Annotated in this window: 13 protein-coding genes; 12 read left to right on the top strand and 1 reads right to left on the bottom strand. The window is 53.8% G+C overall.

Annotation, left to right across the window (positions count from 1 at the left end):
- The first annotated feature begins 73 nt into the window (after positions 1-73).
- The 11 genes from KHS78_RS04745 (at position 74) to cmoB (ending at position 10,161) form a co-directional block, all read left to right on the top strand.
- A complete protein-coding gene (locus tag KHS78_RS04745) occupies positions 74-1,087 on the top strand; it encodes a mevalonate kinase family protein (RefSeq protein ID WP_211825653.1) in 1,014 nt (337 codons plus the stop codon).
- Positions 1,068-2,024: a mevalonate kinase gene (gene mvk / locus KHS78_RS22225; RefSeq protein WP_343216870.1), complete on the top strand. Its 957-nt coding sequence runs from the start codon at positions 1,068-1,070 to the stop codon at positions 2,022-2,024. Before KHS78_RS04745 ends, mvk begins: the two co-directional genes overlap by 20 nt.
- Complete coding sequence (gene mvaD, locus KHS78_RS04740) at positions 2,005-3,006, top strand: diphosphomevalonate decarboxylase (protein ID WP_246506119.1); 1,002 nt, start codon at positions 2,005-2,007, stop codon at positions 3,004-3,006. The genes mvk and mvaD overlap by 20 nt, the downstream gene beginning before the upstream one ends.
- Before the next feature lie 204 nt (positions 3,007-3,210).
- Positions 3,211-4,005 (top strand): 30S ribosomal protein S2, encoded by a 795-nt coding sequence (gene rpsB / locus KHS78_RS04735; RefSeq protein WP_211825651.1) that lies wholly within the window; start codon positions 3,211-3,213, stop codon positions 4,003-4,005.
- Between the two features lie 175 nt (positions 4,006-4,180).
- Positions 4,181-5,038: a translation elongation factor Ts gene (gene tsf / locus KHS78_RS04730; RefSeq protein ID WP_211825649.1), complete on the top strand. Its 858-nt coding sequence runs from the start codon at positions 4,181-4,183 to the stop codon at positions 5,036-5,038.
- A 200-nt stretch (positions 5,039-5,238) separates the two neighbouring features.
- Positions 5,239-5,976, top strand: a complete 738-nt coding sequence (pyrH, locus tag KHS78_RS04725; RefSeq protein ID WP_211825646.1) for a UMP kinase — start codon at positions 5,239-5,241, stop codon at positions 5,974-5,976.
- On the top strand, positions 5,973-6,530 hold the full coding sequence (gene frr / locus KHS78_RS04720; protein ID WP_211825640.1) for a ribosome recycling factor: 558 nt from the start codon (positions 5,973-5,975) through the stop codon (positions 6,528-6,530). Before pyrH ends, frr begins: the two co-directional genes overlap by 4 nt.
- Positions 6,531-6,602: 72 nt before the next feature.
- Positions 6,603-7,388 (top strand): undecaprenyl pyrophosphate synthase, encoded by a 786-nt coding sequence (uppS, locus tag KHS78_RS04715; RefSeq protein ID WP_211825638.1) that lies wholly within the window; start codon positions 6,603-6,605, stop codon positions 7,386-7,388.
- Positions 7,382-8,185, top strand: a complete 804-nt coding sequence (locus KHS78_RS04710; protein ID WP_211825636.1) for a phosphatidate cytidylyltransferase — start codon at positions 7,382-7,384, stop codon at positions 8,183-8,185. Before uppS ends, KHS78_RS04710 begins: the two co-directional genes overlap by 7 nt.
- A 233-nt stretch (positions 8,186-8,418) precedes the next feature.
- Positions 8,419-9,147 carry a carboxy-S-adenosyl-L-methionine synthase CmoA gene (gene cmoA, locus KHS78_RS04705; RefSeq protein WP_211825634.1) on the top strand — a complete coding sequence of 243 codons (729 nt, stop codon included), beginning with the start codon at positions 8,419-8,421 and terminating at the stop codon, positions 9,145-9,147.
- A 3-nt stretch (positions 9,148-9,150) separates the two neighbouring features.
- Positions 9,151-10,161 (top strand): tRNA 5-methoxyuridine(34)/uridine 5-oxyacetic acid(34) synthase CmoB, encoded by a 1,011-nt coding sequence (gene cmoB, locus KHS78_RS04700; protein ID WP_281416990.1) that lies wholly within the window; start codon positions 9,151-9,153, stop codon positions 10,159-10,161.
- 37 nt (positions 10,162-10,198) lie between these two features.
- On the opposite strand, the gene KHS78_RS04695 is transcribed toward cmoB, so the two are convergent.
- Positions 10,199-10,972: a methyltransferase domain-containing protein gene (locus KHS78_RS04695; protein WP_211825627.1), complete on the bottom strand. Its 774-nt coding sequence runs from the start codon at positions 10,970-10,972 to the stop codon at positions 10,199-10,201.
- Positions 10,973-11,194: 222 nt separating this feature from the next.
- Here KHS78_RS04695 and rseP point away from each other — a divergent pair, with 222 nt between their 5' ends.
- A complete protein-coding gene (gene rseP / locus KHS78_RS04690; protein WP_211825626.1) occupies positions 11,195-12,556 on the top strand; it encodes a sigma E protease regulator RseP in 1,362 nt (453 codons plus the stop codon).
- The last annotated feature ends 69 nt before the right edge of the window (positions 12,557-12,625 follow it).

Genomic DNA, 12,625 nt, shown 5'->3' with positions numbered 1-12,625 from the left:
TAAATGGCGTGGATGAAGGCTCATTTATGGGTCGTACGCTGTGGGTTGAAACTGTTTTCGGGATTGTCTGCGGATGAGGTCTGTTGCTCCGGGCAAAATTATCATTTCGGGTGAGCATTCGGTGGTGTATGGTTCGCCGGCTCTGGCCGTGGCTGTGGATATTCACGCCAATGCCGTGGTTGAGCGACTGGATGAGCCGGGTATTCATCTGCATCTGGACAACTATGGCAAGCTGGCGTCGTTGCCGCTGGCTGAGCTGGAGCAGGTTCGTCTGACCATTGATGAAGCGTATCAGCATTATCTTCTCGGCCGCTGTGCGGTGGACAAGGTGTTGCCCCATGCCGGTGAGCTTTACCTGTATGCCATTGCCAGTCTGTATAACAGCTATTCATTGCCCTTTGATCATGGTCTGGATATTTCCCTGAAGTCTGCCATTCCGGTGCGTTCCGGGATGGGTTCCTCTGCGGCGACGGTAGCGTCAGTGCTGGTGGCTGTGGCGGGTTATTTTGGTGCTCAGTTGGATAAAGAGTCTCTGTTTCGTTTTACCAGTCATACCGAGCGGCTCCAGCATGGTTGTACCAGCACCATTGATCCCATGGTGACGGTACATGGTGGGCTGGTACGAGTGGAAAACAGCCAGCTGTCCAGAAGCAGTGAATTACCGGAATTGAACTGGTATCTGGTGAATACCGGTGAGCCTGAAGTCAGTACCGGACAATGCGTGGCCGAGGTGCGGCGCCGGTTTGGCACCAGCACCATCTGGAATGAATTTTCCGCCATCATTCAGGGCTTGGAGCAGGCGTTTCTCTGTCGTGATACACGGGCGCTACGTGAATACGTCAAGCGTAATCATCAGTTGCTGGTCGATATCGGCGTGGTGCCCGATACTGTGCAGCGATTTATCAGTGACCTGAAATCCCACTACGGTGCTGCTGGCAAAATCAGCGGGGCCGGTGCGGTGCATGGTGAAAAAGCAGGATTTGTGCTGGTTCAGAGTGATGAGCCGGTGGAAAGTCTCTGCGATGAATACGGTTTCTCTGTTGCCAAGCTGCAGGCGGATCCTCTCGGTGCAAGACTCTGTCATTAATCCCGGTCAGGTTGTAGCGGTGTCGGTGCCCGGCAGTATTATGCTGCTGGGAGAGCATTCTGTTCTGTATTCTCAGCCGGCTGTCGCCTGTGCGGTTGATCGCTATATGCGTGTTCAGGTGGAGCCACTGGCCGGTCGAGAGATTATTGTCGAATCCGCGCTTGGCCCTTACTGCTCCCATCTTGATAACCTTCAGGCATGTACTTCCCATCGTTTTCTTGTTGAGATTCTCCGGCGCTGGCGGACGATTTTGGCGTGTGGTCTGAAGATCAATATTGTCTCTGAGTTTTCCCATACTGTTGGGCTGGGGTCTTCTGCGGCAGTGACGGTGGCGCTTGAGTCTGCCTTGCGGCGGATTTGCGGGCTGTCCATTGATCAGCAGGCAATTCTTCCGGCCTGTGTTGATGTTGTGCGAACCGTGCAGGGGCGAGGGTCGGGCACCGACCTGGCCGCCAGTGTGTATGGCGGCGTGATTGCCTTTGATGCAGACACCTTACAGGTGCAGCGTTTATCGTCCGGCTTGCCTATCGATCTTTATTATGCAGGCTATAAAACGCCGACTACGGATGTATTGGCGAGAGTTGCAGAAGAGGCTGTGCCAGTCTCAGGTGTGGTTGGTGGGCTTTACCGGTTAATGGGTGACGTGAGCCGGGAAGCAATAGCCGCGATCAAGGCTGATGATCTACCGCAGCTGGGGCGTTGCATGAATATGTATCAGGGGTTGCTGGATGCCCTGAATGTGAATGATGCAACGCTGTCTGCCATCGTTTATGGTTTGCGGGCATTGCCCGGTGTACTGGGCGCCAAAATTTCCGGTTCGGGGCTGGGTGATTGTGTCTGTGCGCTGGGTGATACCGGTGCTGGCTTGCCTGGATTCGAACGCATTCCTGTTTCTGTTTCCCCTGTTGGAGTCTCCGTTGACGTTTTCCCGCGTTGATGTTGCCCAGGTGATCCTGGGTGATTGTGAATACTGTCCTGTCGATACGTTTGAAGCCTGGTCGCCGGTTAATATTGCCCTGTGTAAATACTGGGGTAAGCGTAATGGTGTCTTGAACCTTCCGGTTAATGACAGCCTGTCCGTCGCTTTGCCGGGCAAGGGGACGCATACGCGCGTGACTCGGTTACAGGTTGGGGCAAAAGATATTGTTTTTTTAAATGATCGGCCGGTGCATGAGGCGGATAGCTTTTATAAAAAGGTGGTCGCTCATCTGGACCTGTTCCGGCTGGGTCGATCGGATCGTTTCCGGGTTGATACGGTGAACACCATAGCAACTGCGGCGGGTCTTGCTTCGTCGGCGTCCGGTTTTTCTGCCCTGACCCGGGCAGTGGCAGGTGTGCAGGGTTTCAGTCTCGATGATGGGGCGCTTTCCATTTTGGCGAGATTGGGGAGCGGTAGTGCGTGCCGGTCCATTTTTGAAGGTTTCGTGCGCTGGCATAAAGGTGAGGCTGTCGATGGCATGGATTCCTGTGCGGCGCCGTTGTCTCAGGTTTGGCCAGGTTTACGTCTTGGGGTGCTGACCTTGACCGGATCTGCTAAGAAGGTGGGCTCTCGTGAAGGGATGGCGCGGACGGTTGAGTCAACGCCGCTTTACTCGGCCTGGCCTGTTCAGGCGGAAGCCGATATCGCTATCCTGGAAGAGGCGATTGCTGCCCGTGATTTTGAGCAGTTGGGGGCCACTGCCGAACACAATGCCTTGACCATGCATGCTACCATGATCGCCTCCTGGCCCCCCTTGCTGTACTGGGAGCCGGAGTCGGTCGCTGTTATGCAGAAAGTCTGGCAGATGCGTGAGGACGGTGTGCCGGTTTATCTCACCATGGATGCAGGCCCCAATGTGAAACTTTTGTTCGAAGCGCAGGTCGAAGGCAGCATCAGGCAGGCGTTTCCTGATGTTGAGGTGGTAAAACTCTTCCCGTAAAGGGGTTCTTTTCGCAGGGAATCCTTTTTCCAGGGCTGGTGCATGCCGGTGTGGTTGTGGTATAAAAGCGCGCTTGTGGCGACCGCCGCAAGTATTCTTATGACTTAAAACCACACATGCACCGACACATGGTTCCTGGGTGCCCGTTTAAAAAGGGTCGAATCATGGGGTGTATGGAGGCATAACCCTTTTAAGGAGTTTTACATGGCTCAAGTGTCCATGCGTGACATGCTGAAAGCTGGTGTCCACTTCGGTCACCAAACCCGTTACTGGAACCCCAAGATGCGTAAGTTCATCTTCGGCGCCCGTAATCGCATTCACATCATCAACCTGGAACACACCCTGCCGGCGTTCAATCAGGCGCTGGATCTGATCAAGAAACTGGCTGAAGGTAAGAACAAGGTTCTGTTCGTGGGCACCAAGCGTGCAGCGAGTAAGATCGTCCGTGAAAGCGCGCAGCGTTGCGGCATGCCTTATGTTGATCACCGCTGGCTGGGCGGCATGCTGACTAACTACAAGACGATTCGTCAGTCTGTACGTCGTCTGCGTGACCTGGAAGTTCAGGCTGATGACGGCACTTTCGAGAAGCTGACCAAGAAAGAAGCCCTGATGCGTACCCGCGATCTGGAAAAGCTGGACCGCAGTCTGGGTGGTATCAAGGAAATGGGCGGCCTGCCTGACGCGATCTTCGTCATCGACGTGGATCACGAAAAGATTGCCATCCAGGAAGCCAACAAGCTGGGTATCCCTGTTATCGGTATCGTTGATACCAATAGCAACCCTGACGGCGTAGACATCGTTATCCCCGGTAACGATGACGCAATCCGCGCAATTCAGCTGTACGTTGAATCTGCTGCTGATGCGATCCTGGAAGGTCGTGCTGCTGCTGGCGCAATCGTTGAAGCAGCAGCTGCTGAAAAGGCAGAAGCTGCTGAAAAGGCAGAAGCTGCTGAAAAGGCTGAAGAGAGTGAAGAGAGCAGCGAAAACTCCGCGGAGTAATCGTCCTGTTCAGAAAAAGGGGGCCATGCCCCCTTTTTTGTCATTGGGGCCGGGTGCATGCCGTCGAGACGGCGCGATCCTGGTTTCAGGCATAAAGATTCTTTCGTGATGGTTGTTGTCTTTTTAGGGGCTCTGGAAGGACGGCGGCGAAATCAAGGTTTAGAGGATACGAAAAATGGCAATTACTGCTGCACTGGTAAAAGAGCTGCGTGAGCGTACCGGTCTTGGCATGATGGAATGCAAGAAGGCGCTGGTTGAGGTTGACGGCGACATCGAAAAGGCAATCGAGGAGCTGCGCAAATCCGGTCAGGCCAAAGCTGCCAAGAAAGCCGGCCGTACCGCTGCTGAAGGTGTGGTTGCCGTTAAAGTGGCTGACGATGCTAAGTTCGGCATGCTGCTTGAAGTGAACAGTGAAACTGACTTCGTTGCTCGTGACGACAACTTCCTGGGCTACGTGAACACTGTTGCAGAGCGTGCATTTGACGCCAAGCAGACCGATATTCCTGCCCTGATGGAGGGCGACCTGGAAACTGCCCGTCTGGCGCTGGTTCAGAAGATTGGTGAGAACATCAGCGTTCGCCGTGCCGCTTCCCTGGAAGGTGATGTGGTTGGTTGCTACGTTCACGGTAACAACCGTATCGCGGTTCTGGTCAGCCTGGAAGGCGGTAACGCTGATCTGGCCAAGGATATCGCCATGCACGTAGCAGCGGTTAATCCTCAGGTTGTCAGCAAGGATGATATGCCAGCTGATCTGGTTGAGAAAGAGAAGGAAATCTTCCGGGCGCAGGCGCTGGACAGTGGCAAGCCGGCTGAGATCGTTGAAAAGATGATCGTAGGTCGTGTTAACAAGTTCCTGGCTGAAAACAGCCTGGTTGAACAGCCATTCGTCAAGAATCCTGACATGACAGTTGGCAAACTGGCTGCAGAAGCCGGTGCCACCGTCACGAACTTTGTCCGCTTTGAAGTGGGTGAAGGTATCGAGAAGGAAGAAGTTGACTTCGCTGCTGAGGTTCGCGCCCAGGCAGGCCTGTAAGGCATACTGATACAGGGGCGGCAGAGGATTCTGTCGCCCCTGTTGTTATTCGATGGCGAATACCAGTGACCAATCGCTGGTTGATTGTCAGATCATGGCAGTCATTGGTCAGTGGTATTGGTATCATCAGAGAACACATGGGCATGACAGGATCGTATCAGGCTCCTGGTCATGGCCAAGCCCGTTGACGGAGAGCAGACATGCCCGGAACAGATCGCCAGCCCAAGTACCACCGTATTCTCCTCAAGCTCAGTGGCGAAGCACTGATGGGGAGTGAAGAGTTTGGTATTGATCCCAAGGTGCTGGACCGTATGGCGCTTGAAATCGGTCAGCTGGTCGGCATTGGTGTTCAGGTCGGTCTGGTCATTGGTGGCGGTAACCTGTTTCGTGGTGCGGCGCTGAGTGCTGCCGGTATGGAGCGCGTCACCGGTGATCATATGGGGATGCTGGCCACGGTGATGAATGCCCTGGCCATGCGTGATGCGCTGGAGCGCTCCAATATTAACACGCGCGTCATGTCGGCAATCCCGATGAGTGGTGTGGTCGAGCATTATGACCGCCGTCGTGCGCTTCGCTACCTGAACTCCGGTGATGTGGTGATTTTTTCCGCAGGCACAGGTAATCCTTTCTTCACGACGGATTCTGCCGCTTGTCTGCGGGGAATTGAAGTCGATGCTGACCTGGTGTTGAAGGCCACCAAGGTGGATGGTGTTTACGATCAGGATCCGGTCAAGTTTCCGGAGGCGACCAAGTTTGATCACTTGAGCTATGACGAAGTGCTGGATCGTAAGCTCGGTGTTATGGATCTTACAGCTATCTGCTTGGTACGTGACCACCAGATGCCGGTGCGCGTGTTCAATATGAACAAGACCGGCGCCCTGTTGAATGTTGTCGTCGGTGGCGACGAAGGAACCCTGGTTTGCGGGAGTGACGCATGATTAACGAACTGAAGAGTGATGCTGAATCCAGAATGCAGAAAAGTGTAGAATCACTGAACACTGCATTTGCGAAAATTCGTACGGGACGGGCGCACCCCAGCCTGTTGGAAGGTGTACGGGTATCCTACTATGGTGCCGAATCTCCGTTGAGCCAGGTGGCAAACGTGACGGCAGAAGATGGCCGTACTCTGGCGATTCGTGTCTGGGAGCGGAGCATGGTGCCGGAAATTGAGAAGGCTATCCTCAAGTCCGACCTGGGCCTGAATCCTTCTACGGCGGGTGAAGTCATTCGTGTGCCGCTGCCCCCGTTAACTGAAGAAACCCGTAAAGGTTATACCCGTCAGGCACGCCAGGATGCTGAGCAGGCGCGTGTGGCGATCCGTAATATCCGCCGTGATGTGCTGGCTGATATTAAGGAGCTCGAGAAGGAAAAAGAGATCAGCGAAGACGAAGAGCGTCGTGCGCAGGACGATGTGCAGAAGATTACTGACAAGTACATTGCAGCCGTCGACAAAACGCTGGAAACCAAGGAAAAGGATCTGATGATCATCTGATCAGACGGAACCCGGGCTTTGCCCGGGTTGTTGTTTGCCCGGATAGTGTGTGAGGTAACCCTGAAACAAGTCATGGCTGAACCACCTGCTTCCCATTCTACAGCGGAGTCTGGTACTGAGATTCCCGCCGACCGTATTCCCCGTCATGTCGCGATTATCATGGATGGCAACAACCGCTGGGCCAAGAAACGGCATTTGCCGGGTATTGCCGGCCATCGCGCGGGTGTTGAAGCGGTGCGCAAGGTTATTGAAGCCTGTAGTGAGTATGGTATCCGCGTGCTGACACTGTTTGCCTTTTCCAGCGAGAACTGGAAGCGGCCGGCCGATGAGGTCAGTGCATTGATGGATCTTTTTCTTCGGGCGCTTCAGCGGGAGGTGCGGAAACTGCACAAGCACCATATTCGCCTGAAAGTGATCGGAGACGTCAGTTCGTTCAGTCCTGCTATCCAGGCGCGTATCCGTGAGGCAGAAGCCCTGACGGCTGAAAATGCGCGCGTTACCCTCGTAATTGCTGCCAGCTATGGTGGGCAGTGGGATATTGTCCAGGCTGCACAAACGCTGGCGGAAGCGGTAAGGCGTGGTGAGATGGCGCCGGAAGATATCACCGAGGATCGCTTTGAGGCGACCTTGTCTACCGGTGAATTGCCGTCGCCAGACCTGTTGATCAGAACCAGTGGAGAACACCGTATCAGTAATTTCCTGCTGTGGCAGTGTGCTTATTCCGAGTTGTATTTTTCGGACCTGTTATGGCCTGATTTTGGTCCTGAAGAATTCCGCCGGGCGATTGTCGATTACAGTCAGCGACAGCGTCGTTATGGCAAAACCAGTGAGCAGCTAGAGGCAGAGTCAACGTGCTGAAACAACGAATAATAACAGCTCTGGCGTTGCTGCCGGTAGCATTGGGTGGGGTTTTTCTTTTGCCGTTGACGCCGTTCTCGGTGTTTATTGCGGTCGTTATCGCATTGGCGGCCTGGGAATGGGCTGGGCTGGCAGGGTTTACGAATCAGCTGGTACGCGTTGGCTATGCCGCGTTGACCGGTGGCATGATCTTTTTGCTTTCTCTGGCTTCTGCCGGGTTTCTGCTGGGCGCGGGGCTCACCTGGTGGTTGATGGCGCTGATGTTGGTGATCAGTTATCCCGACTCCAGGGTTGTCTGGCAGAACCGAATTATTCGATTGCTGATGGGTTGGCTGGTTCTTTTGCCAGCGTGGGGAGGCCTTGTCTATCTCAAGGGGCAGCCCCAGGGTAATTTGTTGATTCTTTATGTCTTTCTGCTGGTTTGGGCGGCCGATGTGGGCGCCTATTTTGCGGGCAGAGCTTTTGGGCAGCGTAAACTGGCGCCGAGTCTCAGCCCCGGTAAAACCTGGGAAGGTGTTTTCGGTGGTTTGCTGATGACGTCGCTGATTGCCCTGTTGGTCGGTTGGTATCAGCAGCTGAATTTGTTTGAATGCCTGGGGCTTGTCGCCATTACCCTGGTGGTCACCATGGTGTCGGTATTGGGTGACCTGCTTGAAAGCATGTTTAAGCGTGAAGCTGGTTTGAAAGACAGTAGTCAGTTGTTGCCCGGTCACGGTGGTGTCATGGATCGCATTGACAGTCTGACAGCGGCTATTCCCGTGTTTGCCGTCTTCTGGTTTCTGGCTATGGCGACCTGAGTGGTTGGCCAATAGTAGACCATAAAGGGGTGCCGACGTTTGTTGTGTTGGCATCCTTCGTCGGTGACCGATACTCAGGGCTTTCTTTGTGATTGCAAGGAGAGTGCCGTGATAATTGGCCGCTGGCGATTCTATTTGATCAGGCTAGCATGCCTGCTTTTCCGTTAGGTTGCTGGTTCAGTCTGCCCGGAGTGACAGCTGTTATTTCAGCACAGCATAATTCCTGAATACGCATGAATAATGTACTAGACCGTATTTATGCAGAACCGCGCGCTGAGTTGTCGGGTTTTGCGTTTGATGATGCCGTTGCGCGGGTATTTCCCGATATGATCCGGCGTTCGGTGCCTGGGTATACCACGATTATTCCCATGACAGGCATAATCACGTCGCAGTACGCCCAGCCGGACTCCGTTCTTTATGACCTGGGGTGCTCGCTGGGGGCATCCACGTTGGCTATGCGACATGGGGTGGATAAGGCGGGGTGTCGAATTGTCGGTGTCGATAATTCGGACGCCATGCTTGAGCGTTGCCGGAAATACATTGAGGCGGATAGTAGCAGTGTGCCTGTTGAGCTGCTGCTGGATGATATTCGCAATGTGCCTGTGAGCAATGCCTCGGTTGTCACGCTCAATTTCACTCTGCAATTTATTCCTCTGGAAGATCGGCTGTCATTACTGTCCGACATTGCTGAAGGGTTGAATGACGGTGGCGTATTAATTCTTTCTGAAAAACTGGTTTTTGAGGAAGGGGAGCAGACAGTGCTTGAAGATTTGCATTATGACTTCAAGCGGGCCAATGGCTATTCCGACCTGGAGATCAGTCAGAAACGCACGGCGCTGGAAAATTACCTGGTTCCGGAAACGTTGGCGCAGCATCGTGAGCGCTTGCTGTCAGCGGGCTTTAGTCGTGTGGTGCTCTGGTATCAATGTTTCAACTTCTGCTCACTGCTGGCCATTAAATAAGTTATGCCTGTTGACGAAAAAAAGCGCTTGCTGAACCCCCTCGATTTTTTCAGTGATTTGTTTCCGCTGATGGATAACCGGTTGCTTAAGCGCTGGCTCGATGTGTTGCCACAGCAGATGCAGCAGGTATTGGTGGACAATCTTCACGGTGATCTTGATCGTTGGTTGGCAGCGTTGGATCGGTTGCCGGATATTGCGGTTGAACAAGTCAGGCTGGATGCGTCGGCCGTGAGTGTGACGCCGCAGCAGCCGTTAGCGGATGATGTTCGGCATAAGTTGCATGAGGGATTGAAAGCGCTCAGTCCCTGGCGTAAGGGGCCGTTTGATTTTTTTGGAGAATTCATCGATACCGAATGGCGTTCTGACTGGAAGTGGGAACGGGTGGCTCCCCATTTGTCGCCATTGGATGGTCGGCTCGTGCTGGATGTCGGCTGTGGTTCCGGTTATCACTGCTGGCGTATGCTGGGTGCCGGTGCTCGACAGGTGATCGGGGTGGATCCGTCCCGGTTGTTTTTGGTGCAGTTTGAAGCGTTTAAGCGGTTTGCAGGGCGGTCTTTGCCTGTCCATCTCCTGCCGCTGAAGATGGAAGATGTGCCAGAGAATCTGAAAGCCTTCGATACCGTCTTTTCGATGGGGGTGTTGTACCATCGTCGTTCACCCATTGATCATCTACTTGAGCTAAAAGGTGCCTTGCGGCCGGGTGGAGAGCTTGTGCTGGAAACGCTGGTCATAGACGGAGCGCTGGGGCAGGTGCTGATGCCGGAAGATCGTTACGCCATGATGCGTAATGTCTGGTTTCTGCCGTCGCCGGATACGCTGTTGTTGTGGTTGCGTCGTGCGGGATTTCGAAATGCCCGGGTGGTTGATATGGCAGCTACCACGACAGAAGAGCAGCGTCAGACAGAATGGATGGCATTCAATTCTCTTGCTGATTTTCTGGATCCTGATAATTCTGGAAAAACGGTAGAAGGTTACCCAGCGCCTCTGCGTGCGGTGGTGATTGCGGACGCTTGATATAATGAACAAAAGCCGGTGAGTGCCGGCTTTTGTTTTATACGGGCTTCTGGCAGAGCATGTGCACGTAGCGGGCGAGATCCCGGTAAGGCGGTTTGCGTCCGAAGTGTTTTTCAACCTGGAGCATATCTTCTGCGGGTGTCATGTCGCGAACCGGTTTTGGCATATGGTCGTGTATGGCGCGAATGCCTGACCAGGCTTTGATGGAGAGTTCCAGTGTGCTCAGCCACGCATGCACATCGGCAGGGTCCAGCGGCCAGGCTGGCGTCAGGGGATTTTTCCGGTTTTCAAAATTGTCATGGTAGGCCAGTTTGAAATTCCGGTTCATCAGGTGGCGCCAGATCAGGGCGTTTTTGTTGTAGAACAGGATGGAAAGCCATCCGCCCGGTCGGGTTAGTGTGGGCAGGATATCCAGTACTTCGCGCGGCTGTTTCAGCCACTCAAGTACGGCGTGCAGCAGTACAAGGTCGACGGGTTCATCCAGGTGTTTCGGTAATGACTGGATTGGGCAGTGGAGGAATCGGATGTCAGCATCGGGAGCGATTCTGGCATATTCTTCCTGTGCCAGTGCCAGCATGTCGGCTGAGATATCGCATAGGATAACCCGATGGCCCTGGGCCGCGAGCATGGCAGAGTGCTGGCCAATGCCGCCGCCTGCATCCAGAATGGTCAGTTTGCGATTGCTGTCAGACAGTGCCGGGATATGGGTGGTCAGGTCTTCCTGCAGGATTTCCAGTCGAAGTTGCCCTTTCAGGGTGCCATAGATCTGTTGGCGGAAGCGATCCGCGATGCCGTCGAAATTTCTGTCCATGCGGTACTGAAAATGGTGGTTCCTGTTGCGGAGTGCTTTATTAAGGTAAATGCGCCAATAAAACAGGTTGCTGGCACGATAGGCGGCGATACCTGAGGTTAGTGAGCGCTTTTGTATTTGCGAATCCGTCAGTCACTATGCGAGGATTGCGCAAAATGTTGTAAAATCAGACACTTTATCGTTTAAGCCTCTTGGGGTAAATGCAGGAAAGCCGACAGGACTATGGGAACATTGCAGACAATTCTGGCGTTCATCGTCACCCTTGGCCTGCTGGTCAGTATCCATGAATATGGGCATTTCTGGGTTGCCCGGCGTTGTGGTGTCAAGGTACTTCGTTTTTGTATTGGTTTTGGTAAGCCGCTGTTCACCTGGCATGACCGGCACGGGACAGAATTTGCTATCGCCATGATTCCGCTCGGCGGCTACGTGAAAATGCTGGATGAGCGTGAAGGGCCGGTGGCGGATGAAGAAAAAGATCAGGCGTTTAATAACAAGTCGGTCTATGCCCGTATAGCGGTTGTCGCTGCCGGGCCGATTGCCAACTTCCTGCTTGCGATTGTTGCACTCTGGCTGATGTACTTGATGGGCGTTAAAACGGTCATCCCGGTGGTCGGCGACGTTGTGCCTGAATCACCCGCAGCTGTTGCCGGTATGAGTGCAGGGCATGAGGTAGTCAGTGTGGATGGTCGGAATACGCTGTCCTGGCATGCTATCAATATGGCTTTGTTGGCTCCGCTGGGTGAAACCGCCACGGTTGTGCTGGGTACCAGGCCTTTTGATGAGCAGGGCGCCGATACTCAATACTCCGATGTTCATCTCAATAACTGGCTTGCCGGTGAAGAAAATCCGGATCCACTGCGTTCTCTGGGTGTTATGCCATGGCGCCCGGAAGTACCGGCTGCTATCGGTCAGGTATTGGAGGGTGGTGCGGCTGAAGCCGCCGGATTGCGTACCGGTGATGTTGTGCTGTCTGCGAATGGGCAACGCATTCTCAGCTGGCAGGGCTGGGTCGATTTTGTGCGGGAAAATCCTGGTGCAGCGATACAGGTTGAGATTGATAGAGACGGCAGTAGTCGTTCATTAACGCTGGTGCCGGGTGAGAAAACGTTAGCCGATGGCCTGAAAATTGGGTACATTGGTGCCGGCGCGAAACCCTTCGAGTGGCCAGCTGATCGTCTGCGGGACATCAGTTATGGGCCAGTAATGGCTTTGGGGGTTGCGCTTCAGGACACCTGGTCGTTGACAACGCTAACGCTGGACTCTATCCGCAAGATGGTTATTGGGCTGGTGTCGGTTGAACATCTCAGTGGCCCCATTACCATAGCAAAGGTGGCTGGAGCCTCGTTTAAATCCGGTCTTGAAAGTTTTCTGAACTTCCTTGCTATGCTGAGTATTAGTTTAGGTGTTTTGAACCTGTTGCCTATCCCTGTGCTGGACGGTGGGCACTTGCTGTATTATCTGGTGGAGCTGGTGAAAGGCCGGCCGGTGCCAGAGAAAATACAGATGATCGGGGTACGTATTGGCATGACGTTGATTCTCGGACTCATGTTTGTCGCCCTGTATAATGATTTGAGCCGACTGTAACCGAAGGGGGAGTCCCGGTGCGGTATCAGTTTATCTTTTGGCTTTACGACCAATTTCTGGAAGAACGGA

Source organism: Kistimonas asteriae (assembly GCF_018263925.1).
Taxonomy (GTDB): Bacteria; Pseudomonadota; Gammaproteobacteria; order Pseudomonadales; family Endozoicomonadaceae; genus Kistimonas; species Kistimonas asteriae.
This window is presented reverse-complemented; position numbering and strand designations above follow the sequence as displayed.